This window comes from Bradyrhizobium sp. 149 (assembly GCF_023073915.1).
Lineage (GTDB): Bacteria > Pseudomonadota > Alphaproteobacteria > Rhizobiales > Xanthobacteraceae > Bradyrhizobium.
This window is the reverse complement of the sequence record NZ_JADPKK010000013.1, coordinates 519,342-535,516: the sequence shown is the minus strand read 5'-3', so window position 1 is coordinate 535,516 and position 16,175 is coordinate 519,342. Positions and strand designations below refer to the sequence as shown.

Annotated in this window: 15 protein-coding genes and 1 pseudogene; 12 read left to right on the top strand and 4 right to left on the bottom strand. The window is 64.1% G+C overall.

Annotated elements, in window-relative coordinates; all coding sequences use genetic code 11:
- Positions 1–11: 11 nt before the first annotated feature.
- Positions 12–905, bottom strand: coding sequence for a sugar kinase (locus IVA88_RS07875; protein WP_247496712.1), 894 nt, complete (start codon positions 903–905; stop codon positions 12–14).
- Positions 906–1,115: 210 nt separating this feature from the next.
- Between IVA88_RS07875 and IVA88_RS07870 the strand changes: the two genes are divergently transcribed.
- The 9 genes from IVA88_RS07870 to IVA88_RS07830 all read left to right on the top strand — a co-directional run bounded on the left by IVA88_RS07870 (position 1,116) and on the right by IVA88_RS07830 (position 10,582).
- On the top strand, positions 1,116–1,964 hold the full coding sequence (locus IVA88_RS07870) for a VOC family protein (protein WP_247496711.1): 849 nt from the start codon (positions 1,116–1,118) through the stop codon (positions 1,962–1,964).
- Positions 1,965–2,133: 169 nt separating this feature from the next.
- Positions 2,134–2,841, top strand: coding sequence for a TetR/AcrR family transcriptional regulator (locus tag IVA88_RS07865; protein WP_247496710.1), 708 nt, complete (start codon positions 2,134–2,136; stop codon positions 2,839–2,841).
- A gap of 291 nt (positions 2,842–3,132) precedes the next feature.
- Positions 3,133–3,942, top strand: a complete 810-nt coding sequence (locus IVA88_RS07860) for an ABC transporter permease (protein ID WP_247496709.1) — start codon at positions 3,133–3,135, stop codon at positions 3,940–3,942.
- Positions 3,943–4,005: 63 nt separating this feature from the next.
- Positions 4,006–4,998, top strand: coding sequence for an ABC transporter substrate-binding protein (locus tag IVA88_RS07855; RefSeq protein ID WP_247496708.1), 993 nt, complete (start codon positions 4,006–4,008; stop codon positions 4,996–4,998).
- A 14-nt stretch (positions 4,999–5,012) separates the two neighbouring features.
- The gene (locus IVA88_RS07850; protein WP_247496707.1) at positions 5,013–5,843 is read left to right on the top strand and encodes an ABC transporter ATP-binding protein; all 831 of its coding nucleotides are present in this window, start codon (positions 5,013–5,015) and stop codon (positions 5,841–5,843) included.
- A gap of 4 nt (positions 5,844–5,847) precedes the next feature.
- Entirely contained in the window at positions 5,848–7,245 is a 1,398-nt protein-coding gene (locus tag IVA88_RS07845; RefSeq protein WP_247496706.1) for a hypothetical protein, read from the top strand.
- Positions 7,242–8,393 carry a Gfo/Idh/MocA family oxidoreductase gene (locus IVA88_RS07840; RefSeq protein WP_247496705.1) on the top strand — a complete coding sequence of 384 codons (1,152 nt, stop codon included), beginning with the start codon at positions 7,242–7,244 and terminating at the stop codon, positions 8,391–8,393. The genes IVA88_RS07845 and IVA88_RS07840 overlap by 4 nt, the downstream gene beginning before the upstream one ends.
- A 135-nt stretch (positions 8,394–8,528) precedes the next feature.
- Complete coding sequence (locus IVA88_RS07835; RefSeq protein WP_247496704.1) at positions 8,529–9,719, top strand: dihydrodipicolinate synthase family protein; 1,191 nt, start codon at positions 8,529–8,531, stop codon at positions 9,717–9,719.
- Complete coding sequence (locus IVA88_RS07830) at positions 9,719–10,582, top strand: sugar phosphate isomerase/epimerase family protein (protein ID WP_247496703.1); 864 nt, start codon at positions 9,719–9,721, stop codon at positions 10,580–10,582. The genes IVA88_RS07835 and IVA88_RS07830 overlap by 1 nt, the downstream gene beginning before the upstream one ends.
- Positions 10,583–10,882: 300 nt before the next feature.
- On the opposite strand, the gene IVA88_RS07825 is transcribed toward IVA88_RS07830, so the two are convergent.
- Positions 10,883–12,076, bottom strand: a complete 1,194-nt coding sequence (locus IVA88_RS07825) for a Spy/CpxP family protein refolding chaperone (RefSeq protein ID WP_247496702.1) — start codon at positions 12,074–12,076, stop codon at positions 10,883–10,885.
- Positions 12,077–12,127: 51 nt separating this feature from the next.
- Between IVA88_RS07825 and IVA88_RS07820 the strand changes: the two genes are divergently transcribed.
- Together IVA88_RS07820 and IVA88_RS07815 are read left to right on the top strand one after the other, a co-directional pair.
- Positions 12,128–12,322, top strand: a complete 195-nt coding sequence (locus IVA88_RS07820) for a hypothetical protein (RefSeq protein ID WP_247496701.1) — start codon at positions 12,128–12,130, stop codon at positions 12,320–12,322.
- On the top strand, positions 12,319–12,525 hold the full coding sequence (locus tag IVA88_RS07815) for a hypothetical protein (protein WP_247496700.1): 207 nt from the start codon (positions 12,319–12,321) through the stop codon (positions 12,523–12,525). Before IVA88_RS07820 ends, IVA88_RS07815 begins: the two co-directional genes overlap by 4 nt.
- Positions 12,526–12,830: 305 nt before the next feature.
- On the opposite strand, the gene rocD is transcribed toward IVA88_RS07815, so the two are convergent.
- Positions 12,831–14,045 carry an ornithine--oxo-acid transaminase gene (gene rocD, locus IVA88_RS07810; RefSeq protein WP_247496699.1) on the bottom strand — a complete coding sequence of 405 codons (1,215 nt, stop codon included), beginning with the start codon at positions 14,043–14,045 and terminating at the stop codon, positions 12,831–12,833.
- 227 nt (positions 14,046–14,272) lie between these two features.
- The gene (locus IVA88_RS07805) at positions 14,273–15,505 is read right to left on the bottom strand and encodes a cytochrome P450 (RefSeq protein ID WP_247496698.1); all 1,233 of its coding nucleotides are present in this window, start codon (positions 15,503–15,505) and stop codon (positions 14,273–14,275) included.
- 107 nt (positions 15,506–15,612) lie between these two features.
- On the opposite strand from IVA88_RS07805, the pseudogene IVA88_RS07800 reads away from it, so the two are divergent.
- Positions 15,613–16,155, top strand: a pseudogene (locus IVA88_RS07800) (phosphonopyruvate decarboxylase).
- Positions 16,156–16,175: the final 20 nt, after the last annotated feature.

Here is a 16,175-nt window from a genome sequence, read left to right as displayed (position 1 = left end):
CTCGGCGAACGCTAGACCCTGACCTCGAACTCGCGCCTGACCTTGGCGATGTCGACAAGCGTCGGCAGGCCGGCTTCGTTGCCAAGACGCTGGATCTTGAAGGTCGAGGCGGCGCGGGCAAAATCAAAATGCTCGCGCCAGCTTTTGCCGGGATGGGCGAGATAGGAATAGACATAGGCGCCGTGGAAGACGTCGCCGGCGCCGTTGGTGTCGATCACGCGCTCGCGCGGAATCGGCATCGCCGGCATGATCTCGACCGCGCCTGTTTCATTATACCAGAGCAGGCCCTTCTCGCCCATGGTGATGCCGCCGATCTTGCAGCCGCGGCTCTTGAGATAGTCGAGCATCTTCTCCGGCGTCAGATCCATTTGCTCGCACAGGCGCTCGGCGACGATCGCCACGTCGATGAATTCCAGTAGCTCATGCGTGTTGGTGCGCAGGCCGCCACCGTCGAGCGACGTCAAGATGCCGGCCTCGCGGCAGACTTTTGCGTAGTGGATCGCGGCATCGGGCTGATGGCCGTCGACATGCAGCGCGCGGCAGCCGCCGAGATTGAGCATCGGGAATGGATGGATGTGGTCGTCGTCGCGGCAGCGGACGATGGCGCGCTTGCCGTCCTTGGGCATGATGAAGGACAGCGAAGACTGGTTGACCTTCCGCCCATGCAGCGAGATCCCGTATTTCGCGCACATGTCCATGAACATGCGGCCGAGCCAGTCATTGGCCGCCGTGGCGATCAGATCGGGCACGATGCCGAGCTTGGCGCAACAGAACGCCGCCGTCACCGCGTTGCCGCCGAAGGAAACCGCGTAGTCCGAGGCCACGTGCTTCTCGTCACCGGTCGGCATGTGGTCGGTGATGAAAACGACGTCGATATAGGTCTGTCCGATAAAGAGAGCCTGCATTGCTTGTCCGTGATGCGCTTTGTGGTCCCGGCCGGCAGGGTTACTGTAACACCGGTTCCGCCGGGGGACCGCTGAAATTATCCGCAAAACTGCCGCACGAAGCGCTTGAGGTCGGCATGGGGCCGGAATACGACCATCGCCGGGCAATGCCAAGCCCGGACAATTGCCGTCTCTCGGTTCACGGTTCCGGCCAATCAACAAGGGGGAAACATGATCACCGGCCTCGATCACGTCGTCGCTCTGGTCAGGGATATCGGTGCGGCCAAGGCGGCCTATCAGACGCTGCTCGGGCGCGCGCCGGCCTGGCAGAACTCGGGCGAGGGCGCCGACCGGGTGCTGTTCACTCTTGCGAACATGACGATCGAATTGATGGCGCCGAACGGCTTCAGCATGACCGCCGAGCGCATGCGCGCGCTGCTCGATGGCCAGGAAGGCGTGCTCGCCAGCCTGTGCTTTCGTGTCGCGGACATGGGCAAGATGCACCGGCGGCTGGACCGGGTGGCGCTCAAGCCAGATCCGGTTGCCGAGGTCGAAAGCAGCGATGCGGAGAGCGGCGCGATCCTGCACTGGAAGCGGACGCGCGCTGCCACGGAACTCACGCGCAGTGTGCGCATGTTCTTCCTCGAACTGGCTGACGAGCGTCCGTTGTCGCCGGCGACCGATATTGCGCCGATCGATGCGCTGGACCACGTCGTGATTACCACCGAGGATTCCGATCGCGCCGCCGCGCTCTATGGCGCGCGGCTCGGGCTCGATCTGGCGCTCGACCGTTCGCACCAGGATTGGGGCCAGCTGATGTTCTTCCGCTGCGGCGATCTCATCGTCGAGGTGGTACGCCGCCCAGGCGCGGGCGGCGATCCCCTGCATGACCGCCTCTGGGGCCTGAGCTGGCGGGTGGCCGACATCGACGCCACCCGCGCCCGCCTGATCGCCGCCGGCGTCGATGTCAGCGAGGTGCGCCATGGCCGCAAGCCGGGCACGCGCATCATGACGGTGCGGACCGGCACCTGCGGCATCCAGACGGTCCTGCTGGAGCGCTCGCCGAAGCCGGTGGATTGAGAGGCGTTCTGTCCTCTCGTCATTGCGAGGAGCTCTTGCGACGAAGCAATCCAGACTGTCTCCGTGGTGGCAGTCTGGATTTGCTTCGCTATGCTCGCAATGACGAAACTATGCGGCGGGCCGCCCGCGTGTTACACGGCATCCTGAGACCACTCAGCGAGCAACCGGTTTGGCGAAGGCAAAGCGAACTCTGAAATGGCAGCGCGACCCCGAGGGGATGCGGCTGCGCATTCTCGAAGCCGCCAAGCAGGAATTCTCGGCCCATGGGCTTGCCGGCGCGCGGGTCGATCGCATTGCCGAAAAGGCCGGCGCCAACAAGCGGATGCTCTACTATCACGTCGGCAACAAGGACGAGCTCTATCTCGCGGTGCTCGAAGGCGCCTATGACAAGATCCGCAGCGAGGAGCGCGGGCTCGATCTCGAACATCTCGACCCGCCCGAGGCGATCAGGCGCCTGATCGAGTTCACCTGGAATTATTTCCTGCGCAATCCCGAATTCCTCTCGCTGCTCCAGACCGAGAATCTCGCGCGCGCAAAGCACCTGAAGCGCTCGACCAAGGTCAAGTCGATGCACTCACCCTTCGTCGAGATGATCCGCACCGTGGTGCGGCGCGGCGTCGACGGCGGCGACTTCCAGGTCGAGGTCGATCCGGTGCAGCTCTACATCTCGATCGCGGGACTCTGTTTCTTCTATCTTTCGAATTCGGCGACGCTCAGCGTGATTTTCGGCCGCGATTTGCTGGCCAAGGATGCGAAGGACGAGCGGCTGGACCATATGGTCGGCCTCGTGCTGGCAGCGCTGACGGGACGCTCGGCCGCGCTGTTAGCTACGACGAAGGTGCCGAACTCGCGCGCCGCGGTGGCGCAGACGGTGTAGCGGCGCAGTCCGGGCCACGAGGCGGTCTCGTGCCCCGGACGCAGCGCAGCGCTCTTGCGGTGCGCTGCAGAGCCGGGGCCCACGCAACTGTGGAGCACGTCGCCTCTGGGTCCCGGCTCTGCGCAGCAACGCTATAGGGCGTTGCAGCGCGTCCGGGACACGAGCGCATTCGACTCCGCTACCTGCCAAAGCCCGGAACCCCTGCGCAAAACGTCACAGCAAAACCACTGGACAGTATTTACCCAACGGGTTAATTTCTCCGCCAACGAACAAGACTGCCGGGAGTGAGACGTGGCTGAGCTAAAGCCGCAGAGTGCGGTGTCCAAGATCCTGAACGCGGCCTGGATCCGGCCGTTTTTGTTCCTGGTGTTCATCATCGTCGCCTGGGATCTCGCGATCCGGCTGTTCAAGATTCCCGCCTATCAAATCCCGTCGCCGGGCGATGTCATTGCGGTGCTGCGCACCGATTGGCCGGAATTGCTGCGCCAGTCCTGGCCGACGACTTATGCGACCGTCTGCGGCTTCGCGCTCTCGGCGCTATTTGGTATCCCCATCGCGATGCTGATCGCGGGCTCCAAGACCGTGGAGAGCTACATCTATCCGCTGCTGGTGTTTTCCCAATCCGTGCCGAAGATCGCAATCGCGCCGCTGTTCGTGGTCTGGTTCGGCTTCGGCATCATTCCGAAGGTGATTTCGGCCTTCCTGCTCGGCTTCTTTCCGGTGGTGGTCTCCGCGGTGCAGGGCTTCAAATCGGTCGATCCAGATATGGTCGATCTCGCCCGAGCCATGCAGGGCAGCCGCTTCCAGGTGTTTTGTGCGGTGAACCTGCCGCATGCGCTACCGGCGATCTTCTCCGGCCTCAAAGTGTCGGTGACGCTCGCCGTGGTCGGCGCGGTCGTGGGCGAGTTCGTCGGCTCGAATTCCGGCATCGGCTATGTGATGCAGCGCTCGATCGGAACCTTCGACCTGCCGACGATGTTCGCAGCGCTCGTGATCCTTGCGCTGCTCGGCGTCATCCTGTTCTGGATTGTGGACCGGATCGAGAAGCTGGTCATTCCCTGGCATGTCAGCCAGCGCGAGGACGTGATTTTCGCCTCTTAACAACAACCAAAGCAACGAACGGCTGCCAACGGCCGACGCAAACAACGACAAGGGAGAGTGACGATGAAGCGGTGGATAGGAGCTGTCTCGGCGGCGCTGATGGTGTTTGCGGCCATGCCGGCGCAGGCGGCGGACAAGGTCGTGCTGATGCTCAACTGGTACGTCTATGGTGAGCACGCGCCGTTCTACTACGGCAAGGCCAAGGGCATTTACGCGGCCGAGGGGATCGACCTCGAGATCCAGGAAGGCCGCGGCTCGGCCGCGACCACGCAGGCGGTCGCCGCCAAGACCGCCGATTTCGGCTATGTCGACGTGCCCACCATGATGCGCGCCGCGATCAAGGGCGCGCCGGTGGTTGCGACTGGCGTGCTGCTCCAGACCAGCCCGATGTCCGCCATGGGTTTCGTCGACAAGAACATCAGGAAGCCCGAGGATATCAAGGGCAAGACGGTCGCCATCACGCCGGCCGATTCCATGACCCAGATCTGGCCGTTGTTCCTGAAGAAGACCGGGTTGAAGGAGAGCGACTTCCAGACCGTCGCTGGCGACGGCCAGACCAAGCTCAACGCCGTCATCAACGGCCAGGCCGATCTCTTGCTCGGCTACGTCATGGACCAGTCGATGAAGATCAAGGACGCCACCGGCAAGGACGTCTATCCGATCAAGTTCGCGGACTACGGCATCAACATGGTCTCATCGGGCATCATCGCCAACGCTGATTATGTGAAGGCCAATGCCGACCTCGTCCGCCGCTTCATGTCGGCGACGACGAAAGCGGTCGAGGCCGCCGAGAAGGAGCCGAAGGCCGCGGCGCAGTCGATCCTCGACGCCAATCCGAAGGGCGGCAAGATCGATACGCTGACCCAGGGCTTTGAGTTGACCATTCCGCTCTACCGGACTGCGGAGACCAAGACCAAGCGGCCGTTCCAGGTCACTGACCAGAACATGACCGACTCGGTCAACCTGATGGTCGAATATGGCGGGCTCGACGCCAAGGCCAAGGATAACCCAAAGGCCTTCTACACCAACGACTATCTGCCGAAGAGCGGCTCGTGAAACCAGCGGCAGTTATGAGTGAAATCGCGCAGCCGGCCGCACATCTGAGACTGGTGAGCGACCGTGCTGCCGGCGATGCGTCGGGCATCAAACTGTCCGGCGTGTCCAAAACTTATCGGACGCGCGACGGTGACGTGCCGTCGCTGCGGCCGCTCGATTTCCACATCAACGATGGCGAGTTCTTTGTCGTGGTCGGCCCTTCCGGCTGCGGCAAGTCCACGCTGCTCAAGCTGATCTCTGGATTGCTGCCGCCGACCGGGGGCGAGATCCTGGTCGAGGGCGAGAAGGTGACGGCGCCGCACGGCAATGTCGGCATCGTGTTCCAGAACGCACTGCTGCTGCCCTGGCGCAACATCCTGGCCAACGTGATGCTGCCGATCGACATGAAGCGGCTGCCGCGGCAGACATATCTCGACCGCGCCAAGGCGCTGTTGAAGATGGTGGGGCTCGAAGGCTTCGAGAAAACGCTGCCGTGGCAACTGTCCGGCGGTATGCAGCAGCGCGCCTCGATCTGCCGTGCGCTCGTGCACGATCCCAGGATCATGCTGATGGACGAGCCGTTCGGCGCGCTCGATGCCCTGACGCGCGAGCGCATGAACGTCGAGCTGATGCGGATCCAGCGCGAGACCAGGAAGACGGTGCTGCTGATTACGCATTCGATCCCCGAGGCCGTGTTCCTCGCCGACCGCGTGCTCGTCATGACCGAGCGGCCAGGCGCGATCGCCGCGATCTACGACGTGCCACTGCCGCGCCCCCGTTCGCTCGACGTGATGGCTGATCCTGTTTTCACCGAGCTCGTGCAGCGCATCCGCAAGCATTTCTTCTCGCAGGGTTCACTGGACTGAAGCCATGGCACCGCGCCTGAAGCTGCGAGATATCGCCTTCTTCGAACATCCCGTGCAGTTCGCGCGGCCGTTCCGCTTTGGCGCGATCACGATCAACGCGACACCGCAGCTGTTCGTACGAGTCGAGATCGAGGTCGAGGGCAGGGGAACGGCGGTTGGCGCCAGCGCCGAGCTGCTGGTGCCAAAATGGTTCGACAAGCGGCCGGAGCTGTCGCCGGCACGGACCGTCGATGATCTGCGCCGCTCGCTGGAGATCGCTCGGGGGCTTTATCTTGCGCGAACTGGATTTCTGACTGCATTCGATCTGCATGCCTCGTGCATCGGTGCCCAGGTCGCAACGTGTGCGAAAAAGAACATCCCGGCCCTTGCGGCGGCTTACGGACCCGCGGAAATCGACAAAGCGATCCTCGATGCGCTGCTACGCGCCGCCGAGACCAGTTTTTTCGATGGCATGGCCGGCAACATCGCCGGCATCGACGCGCGGCTCTCGCCCGACCTGAAGGAAACGGATCTCACGACGTTTCTATCCGGCCGGAAGCCGCTCTCGCGTGTTGCCATCAGGCATACCGTCGGCCTCGACGACACCGTTGAAGGCGAGGGCGGAATTGCCGATGCCCGCGAGAACTCCGGTGCAAGCTACTTCAAGCTGAAGCTGTCGGGTGATCCCGTGGCCGACGCAGTGCGGCTGTCGCGCATTGGCAAGGAGCTCGATACGCTGGAGCGTGACTACAAGGTGACGCTCGATGCCAACGAGCAATATGCCGATCTCGTCGCGTTGCGAGCACTCATCGACCGGCTCGACCATGATCCTGCGCTGCGATCGATTTCTTCTAGGCTGCTCTATGTCGAGCAGCCGATGCCGCGCGATGTCACGAGGCAGTCGCCGCTCAGCTCACTCGCGGCGCGCGGCTTCATCATCGACGAAGCCGACGATTCTTACGACGCGTTTCCTGCGGCACGGGCGCTCGGCTATCACGGCATTTCGTCGAAGTCCTGCAAAGGGCTTTACAAGTCCATCGTCAACGCGACGCGCGCTGCAAAATGGAGCGCGGACGGCGAGCAGTTCTTCGTGACCGGTGAGGACCTCACTTGCCAGGCGGGCCTTGCCGTGCAGCAGGATCTCGCGCTCGGTGCATTTATCGGAATCACGCACGCCGAGCGCAACGGCCATCACTATGTCGACGGATTTGGCGAGACGCCCGCCGCGGAAGCCGAGGTCTTCGCGGCAGCGCATCCCGATCTCTACTCCGATGCGGGGCAGGGCATCAGGCTCTCAATTCTGAACGGCGATCTCCTGACGGGATCGCTCAACCGAGTGGGCTTTGCGACGTCGGTCCATCCCGACTGGTCGGCACTGTGCCAGCTTGAACAGCCAAAATCACCTAGGGAGCAATTGGCATGACCACCCAACGCCTCGGCCTCATCATGAACGGCGTCACCGGCCGGATGGGCCTCAACCAGCATCTGATCCGCTCGATCGTTGCGATCCGCGAGCAGGGCGGCGTCCGCTTGAAAAACGGCGACCGCGTGATGCCCGATCCGATCCTGGTCGGCCGCAGCGTCGAGAAGGTCGAGGGGCTCGCCAAGCGCTACAACATCACGCGCTGGACCACCGATCTGGACGCCGCGCTGGCGGACAAGAACGACACCATGTTCTTCGACGCCGCCACCACACAGGCACGCCCCGGGCTGCTGACCCAGGCCATCAATGCCGGCAAGCACGTCTATTGCGAGAAGCCGATCGCGACGAATTTCGAGGAGGCGCTCGAGGTCGTCAAGCTCGCCAACGCCAAGGGCGTCAAGCACGGCACGGTGCAGGACAAGCTGTTCCTGCCCGGCCTGAAGAAGATCGCCTTCCTGCGCGATTCCGGCTTCTTCGGCCGCATCCTCTCGGTGCGCGGCGAGTTCGGCTATTGGGTGTTCGAGGGCGGCTGGCAGGAGGCGCAACGGCCGTCATGGAACTACCGCGACGAGGACGGCGGCGGCATCATCCTCGACATGGTTTGCCATTGGCGCTACGTGCTCGACAACCTCTTCGGCGAGGTCGAGAGCGTGAGCTGCATCGGCAACACCGACATTCCCGAGCGTTTCGACGAGCAGGGCAAGAAGTACAAGGCGACCGCCGACGACTCCGCCTATGCCACGTTCCAGCTCAAGGGCGGCGCCATCGCCCACATCAACATGTCCTGGGTGACGCGCGTCTATCGCGACGATCTCGTCACCTTCCAGGTCGACGGTACGCTCGGCTCGGCCGTCGCCGGCCTGTCCGACTGCATGATCCAGGCGCGGCAGGCGACACCGCGGCCGGTGTGGAATCCCGACGAGAAGCGGCTGCATGACTTTTACGGCGACTGGCAGAAGCTGCCTGACAACGTCACCTACGACAACGGCTTCAAGGAGCAGTGGGAGATGTTCATCCGCCATGTCTACGAGGACGCGCCCTACAAGTTCACGCTGCTCGAAGGCGTCAAGGGCGTGCAGCTCGCCGAATGCGCGCTGAAGAGCTGGAAGGAGCGGCGCTGGATCGACGTCGCCCCGATCAAGGTCTGAGTCTATTGGATAAGTGTCGATGCTGATTGAGCCGTCATTGCGAGCGAAGCGAAGCAATCCAGACTGCCACTGCGGAAAGAATCTGGATTGCTTCGTCGCTTCGCTCCTCGCAATGACGGGGAGAGGTCTGAAATCATGAACAAACCCGTCCTGCCGACGTCGTCCCTGTCGCTCAAGCTGCCGAAAGCCGATCGCTCGATCGAGACCTACCGGCTTGCGGCGTCGCGAACGTTTCCCGTGAAGCTCGAGGGACCGCTGAATCGCATCGCCTTTTCGGCCGTGCATACGGTGGTCGATCCCTTCGCCGACAATGATCCCTGGCTTTCGGTTGCCGTCGACTGGGACAAGACCATCGCCTTCCGCGAGCACGTCTGGGACCTCGGGCTCGGGGTTGCGGAGGCCATGGACACCGCGCAGCGCGGCATGGGGCTGGATTGGCCGACTTCGCTGGAGCTGATCACGCGCTCGGTCGCCGCCGCCAAGCGGCGCAATGGGCTGGTGTTTTCCGGAGCGGGCACCGACCATCTCGCGGTCGAGGATGCCAAGACTCTCGACGACGTGATCCGCGCCTATGAGGAGCAGATATCGGCGGTCGAGAAGGTCGGCGGCCGCATCATCTTGATGGCGTCGCGGGCACTGGCGAAGCTGGGCCGCAACGCCGACGATTACGCAAAGGTCTACGACCGGGTGCTGTCGCAGGTCCGCGAGCCCGTGATCATCCACTGGCTCGGCGACATGTTCGATCCGGCGCTGACGGGATATTGGGGCACCAACGATCTCGACAAGGCGATGGACACGGCGGTGGCCATCATCAACGGCAACGCGGCCAAGATCGACGGCGTCAAGGTTTCGCTGCTCGACAAGCAGCGCGAGATCGACATGCGCAGGCGTCTCGACAAGCGTATCAAGATGTACACCGGCGACGATTTCAACTACGCGGAGCTGATCGCCGGCGACGGCGAAGGCTTTTCGCACGCGCTGCTCGGCATCTTCGATGCGATCGCGCCGGCGGCTTCCTATGCCCTGTCGCGGTTGGCAGCCGGCGACGAGGCCGGCTTCCACGATGTGCTGGGACCGACGGTGCCGCTGTCGCGCCACATCTTCAAGGCGCCGACGCGCTTCTACAAGACCGGCGTCGTCTTCATGGCTTATCTCAATGGCCACCAGGACCATTTCACCATGGTCGGTGGACAAGAAAGCACGCGCTCGACGCTGCATCTGGCCGAGCTGTTCCGCCTGGCCGATCAGGCCGGTCTGCTCGCCAATCCCGAACTTGCGACGCGCCGGATGAAGACCGTGCTGGCCTCGCACGGAATCGAATCCTGATGCGTGATTTCTCGTCCGACCATCGCTGGCTGTCGCTCAATACGGCGACAATCCGCAAGCAGGGTGATCTCGTCGAGATCATCGACGCCTGTGCCAGGCACGGCATCCGTGCCATCGACCCCTGGCGCGACCAGGTCGCCGCCGTCGGCCTCGATCGTGCCGCGCGTGCGGTGCGCGATGCCGGTCTCGATCTATCGGGCTATTGCCGTGGCGGCATGTTCACATCCGACGCTGCGCGCCGAGACGAGGTGCGCGACGACAACCGGCGCTGCGTCGACGAAGCGAAGGCGCTGGGAGCACCCTGCATCGTTCTCGTCGTCGGCGGCCTGCCGCAATATTCGCGGCCGGGCAGCGAGGCGTCGAAGGACATCGCCGGCGCGCGGACGCAGGTCGAGGAAGCGCTCGCCGATATGCTCGACTACGCCAAACAAGCAAAGCTGCCGCTGGCGATCGAGCCGTTGCATCCGGCCTATGCGGCGGATCGCGCCTGCGTCAACACCACGAAGCAGGCGCTCGACATCTGCGACCGGCTTGATCCTGGTCGCAGCGGCATGCTCGGCGTCGCGCTCGACGTCTATCACATCTGGTGGGATCCGGAGCTGATGGCCCAGATCGCGCGCGCCGGCCGCGATCGCCTGCTCGCCTTCCATGTCTGCGACTGGCTGGTGCCGACCACGGACATCCTCAACGACCGCGGCATGATGGGCGACGGCGTCATCGACATCAAGTCGGTACGCGCAGCGGTCGAAGCAGAGGGCTTTGCCGGCTATTCGGAGATCGAAATCTTCTCCAACGACTGGTGGAGCAGACCGATCGACGAGGTGCTGCAGACCTGCGTCGCGCGGCACAAGACGGTGGTTTAGGCCGCCGCGATGATTGCCATTCTCGGCGGACAAGAGGCTACGTTGGATACGGCGCCGAAGCGGCTAACTCGTGCGGGTCAGCGAGCTGGTTGGAGTACTACCAACGAGAGGTGGACAGCCATCAGCTTCAAGCAGAATGTCATCACCCCGGTGCCGCAGCCGCGCCACAGTCAAGCTAACCACCATCCAGAGACGGCCGCTCACAATTAAAATTTCAGTCCTGAAATGGAATGCACCTGCGGCTTCGGAAGCCGTCGTTCGGCCGCTGCGCAATTGCAACGAGAGAATGCCACGCTGCCCTCACGGGCTTGCAATCTGTTGCAGCGTATTGAAGCGCGCCTTCTGCTCGCTGCTCAGCGTGGCATAGAACTCGTCGAGCGCGGGTTCGACCAGCTTGGCGGCCTTCAGCATGGCCTCGAGCCGGTGCTGCATCGCCTCCAGCCGTCCGACCGGCGTCAGCGGTAGGTCGTTCGGACAGGCCGCCTGTAGGCCCTCGACGCCCTTGGCCGTTGCTTCGCTCAGGCGGTCGAGCGCTTCCTTCTGCTTGCCCGCGGGGTGAAGTACAGCCTCGATCCTTTGGATCGGCAACTGGGTCAGGCCGGACTTCGGATCGCCGCAGCCGTCGACACGGGCTTCCTGGCCACTGGCTTGCTGCTGCGTCGGCGAGCGGTCGCCGATATTGGGGCCGAGCGCGTTGAAGCGGGCCTGCTGCTCGTCATTGAGCGAGTTGTAGAGATTCTCCAGTGCCGGTCGCACGATCTTGACCGCTTCCAGCGTCGCCCTGACGCGGTTCATCATCGCCCGCAAGCGGCCGGGCGGCGTCAACGCATAGGTCTCCGCGCAAGAATCCTTGAACACACCGGCAGCGTTGGCCGCCGCGGTCTTCAATTCGTCGAGCAGCGCGCGTTGCTCCGGCGTCGGACGCACCGCCCGCGCGATATCGGCAAGCGGCCAGGCGGTGACGCCCTTGTCCGGTGTACCGCACAATTGCTGTAGCGTTTGCGGGCTCACGCTGGCGCGCTGGCGCGCACGGTAGCCGCCGGCTTGCGGATAGTCATACGGGTTGGTGCTGGCATAGGCGGCATAGGGGCTGTCACCACCCCAGAACACGGTGTCGACGAAGTCGTCATACGCGTACGCCCAATAGCCGGGCTCGTAAGCATAGGACCAGAATGTATAGTCAAAAATGTCGGAGTAGGCGTATGGCCAGAACACCGGCCCAAGCCACGCCACGAACACCGCGGGATGGCGGTGCCGCCAGGCCTGCCGGGGAGCCCAGCCGCTTTGGCGGGCGACGAGGGCCGCTTGGGTTTGCGGAGTGGCCTGCTCGCGGAAGCGCGCGGCAAACCGCCCGCGCTCGGCGGCCTGCACGGCAGCCGCAGTGGCTGGGGCGCGCCCGGCCGGAGCCTGTAGTCCAAGCCGCTGCTGGCGTGCCAGGTCGCTTTGCTGCGCCCGCTGCTCACGATCAAGCAGGCGGTTCTGCGTCTGGAGCATCCGTTGCTGCGCGCGTTGCGCCCGCGCGCCTTCTACTTTTTGCGACTGTAATTGCTGCAAGCGCTGCTGCAGGCGATCGATGCGGGTCTGGCGATCCGCGGTCTGGTGCGACAGCATCTCGCGCTGCCGCTGCTGCACCATCTGCTGGCGCTGCTGGATCTGCTGCTGATGCTGTTGCGCGCGCTGGTCAATCTGCTCCCGTCGCGACAGCCGTTGGTTCATGGCCGGCTGTGCGCTTGGCCGTGACGGGGCGGCGATATGCGGCATCGGCCGCGGTGCCATGGCCGGACGTTGCGGCGCTGCCGGCGCCCGATGGAATTCAGGCCGCGGCGCCGCTACGTGCGGGGCAGCTCGCGGTGACGGCGCAGCGAAATGCGGGGTCGGACGCGGTGGCGGTGAGGCAATATGCGGCGCCGGATGTGGCGCCATGGCCGGTCGCTGCGGCATAGCCGGGGGATGGAATGCCGGCGCGGCGGGACGCGCCATGGCAGGTGGTGCTGCCGGCCGAGCTGCCGGCGCCGCAGCCGGTCCCGGTGGTCCACCCCTTCCATGGCCCTGGCCGGGGCCTTGGGCGGATGCGCCGACGCTCGCCGCCAGCATCGAGACACTAACCAAAAAAGCCGTCAGGCAAACGCCACGCGGAAGCATGATCGTCGCTCCCAACTCGTAACCGCGCACAACCTTCAACGCGCAGGTGGCGGAATCGTTCGTTGTCGGCCGCGGCCGGCCTTGCGATCTTCCGACGCAGGCAGCCTCAAGAGAAGTCCTGCGTCAGGGTCGTGGCGAACCGCTCCAGCGCCCAGTCGACCTGGTCGCTGGTAATCACCAGCGGCGGGGCGATGCGGATCGTGTGCTCATGGGTATCCTTGGCGAGGATGCCCTTGCCCTGGAGCGCCTCGCAGTAGCGGCGTGCGCGTCCGGCCTCAGGATGCAGCTCGACCGCCAGCATCAGGCCGCGCCCGCGTACCTCGCGGATCGTGTTGGCACGGATGTCTTTCAAGCCTTCCAGAAAGCGCGCGCCCTGGCTGGCGGCGTTCTCGATCATGCCTTCCTCGACCAGCACGCGCATCGCCGCCCGCGCCACCGCGCAGGCAAGTGGATTGCCGCCGAAAGTCGAACCGTGCTGCCCGGGTCTCAACGTACCGAGCACTTCGTTGTTCGAGAGCACGGCCGACACCGGATAGAAGCCGCCGGACAGGGCCTTGCCGAGCAGCGTCACGTCCGCCTCGATGCCCTCGTGCTGTTCGGCGAGCAGCTTGCCGGTGCGGCCAAGCCCGGTCTGGATCTCGTCGAGCACCAGCATCACATTGTTGGCGGTGCAGAGCTCCCGCACCTTCGTGAAATAGCCGGCTGGAGGAATGATGACACCGGCTTCGCCCTGGATCGGCTCGACCAGAAAGGCGACGGTGTTCGGCGTGATCGCTTCTTCCAGCGCCGCGGCATCGCCGAACGCGATGATCTTGAAGCCGGGCGCGAACGGTCCAAAGTGTGTGCGTGTCACAGGGTCGGTTGAAAAGCCGACGATGCCAAGCGTGCGTCCGTGGAAATTGTTGGCGCAGACGATGATCTCGGCCTGGCCGTCCGGCACGCCCTTCATCTCATAGCCCCATTTGCGCACCGACTTGATCGCGCTTTCGACCGCCTCGGCGCCGCTGTTCATCGGCAGCACCCTATGGGAGCCGGTCAGCGCCGCGATCTCTTCGTAGAACGGGGCGAGCTGGTCGTTGTGGAAGGCGCGCGAGGTGAGCGTCAGCCTGTGCGCCTGTTCCACCATCGCCGCGAGGATCTTGGGGTGGCAGTGGCCCTGGTTGATCGCCGAATAGGCGGAGAGGCAATCGAGGTAACGGTTGCTGTCGGTATCCCAGACCCAGACACCTTCGCCACGCGACAGGACGACCCCGATCGGCTCGTAATTGTGGGCGCCAAAGCGTGCTTCTGTTGCGAGGAAATCAATGATCGACGAGCTCATCTGTCGTCACTCCATTGCTGCGCGCCCGCGTCAACGACTGCACCTGCCGCGCTCAGATTGATGTGGCTATCAGCCTGCCCGCTCGGAAGTCGTGATGCGCGAATGATGGCGTAGTGCCGCCTGATTAGCCCGAAGTGTCAAATGGTTCTGCGGACCCAGATGGCAATCTTCCGCCGACCGCCGTCTACTGTGCATGGGGTTGTTTTCGACATTTTTGCTGCCGGGCCTCAGCCGACCGCGCAGGGCACGCTCAAAAAGCCGCGGAACCGCACCCGTCCACCCCTGACCGGCTGTCCGCTCACGGCATAGTTCGGGAAGCGCGCCAAGAAGCGTGAGACCGCGATGGCGCCTTCCAGCCGCGCCAGCGCCATGCCCGCGCATTGATGCGCTCCGGTGGCGAAGGCGAGATGCCGGTTCGGCATGCGCGCGATGTCGAAGCTTTCGGGGTCCGGAAACTGCGCCGGATCGCGGTTGGCAGCGCCGATGCACAGCGTGATCGACGTGCCGGCATCGAGCATGACGCCGCCGAGCTCGACCCGCTCCGTGGTCATGCGGTTGCCGAGCTGGTTCGAGCTTTCGTAGCGCAGCATCTCTTCGACCGCAGTCTTGATCAGCTCGGGGTTGTCGCTCAGCCCCCGCTTCTGATCCGGGTTCCGGTCGAGCGCGACCAGCCCGTTGCCGATCAGGTTGGTGGTGGTCTCGTGGCCGGCATTGAGCAGGAAGATGCAGTTGTGCAGCAGCTCCTTCTCGGTCAGCCGCTCGCCGTTCTCCCCGCCGTTACCTTCTCCCTGGATCAGCCGCGTCAACACGTCACGCTCGGGGTTGCCGGGCGTTTGGCGCCGGCGCGCGACCAGTGTCTGGAGATAGGCGAGGAAGTCCGTCACGGCCTTGTTGCCGCGCGCGGCCACTTCAGGTGACACGACCGGTTCGAGGGCGCCCAGGATCGCCAGCGACCAATCGCGCAGCGGCGCGCGTTCGTCATGGGGCACGTCGAGCAAATTGCCGATCACCTCGATGGGGATCGAGGCGGCGAAGTCCTCGATCAGCTCGCAGCTGCCCTTGGCAGCGATGCGATTGAGCAGGCCGTCGACCAGCTTGATAATATCGGGCTCCATCCCCGCGATCGCGCGCGGCGACAGCGCGCCCATGATCAGGCGCCGCACGCGGGTATGCGCCGGCGGATCGTTGAAGACGAGGCTCGTGGTGTGATGCTCATAGAGCGGGGTGTCGCCATATTTCGGCGCGAACTCGCGCTTCTTGTCCGAGCTGAACGATCTGGTGTTCTTGTAAGTCGTGACGAGATCGTCATAGCGGGTCAGGAATACGGTGCCGTTGCGCAGGCGCTTGAGCGGCTCGTTCTCCCGCAGTGCACGATAGGTCGGGTAGGGATCGTCGTAGAATTCCGCCGTCAGCTTCTCCAGATCGAAATTGGCCGCCAGTTCATTCGCACTTGCGTTCATGCCGCCATACTCGCCGGTTGAGACCGATATGCCGTTTTCGCTCTTTTGAGCGGCGCAGTTCACCGTCTACAGTCGAGCCATGATTTGCAAGCCGACCGGACAGGAAAATGCGGGCCCGCGCTGACGCTGCCGACCCGGCCCCGAATTGGCCGGACGATATTTTCGCGACCTTGCAACGCTTCGACGTCCGGCAAGTGCCCTACGTGCCGGACGCCGGCCATTCGAGGCTGATCCAGCGCGTGCTGGCCTCGTCCACGATGCGCGGCATTCCGCTGACGACCGAGGAGGAGGGCGTGGCGCTTCTCGCCGGCGCCTGGACCGGCGGCCAGCGCGGCGTGCTGTTGATGCAGTCGAGCGGAGTCGGCAATTGCATCAACATGCTGTCGCTGATCCCCGATCCTGCGCTTTCCCTTCCTCACGCTGGTGACCATGCGCGGCGAGTGGGGCGAGTTCAATCCGTGGCAGGTGCCGATGGGATCGACCACGCAGAGCGTGTTCGAGCTCACGGGTGTCAAGGTGCTGCGGGCTTCGACCGCAGCCGAGGTGCCGGCCGTGCTCGAGGCGGCGGCCGCGCAGGCCTACAACGCGCTCACGCCACGGCCGTCCTGCTGTCGCAGCGCCTGATCGGCGCCAAGGTTTTCACCAAATGAGCAAGGCCAATCTCCTCGAC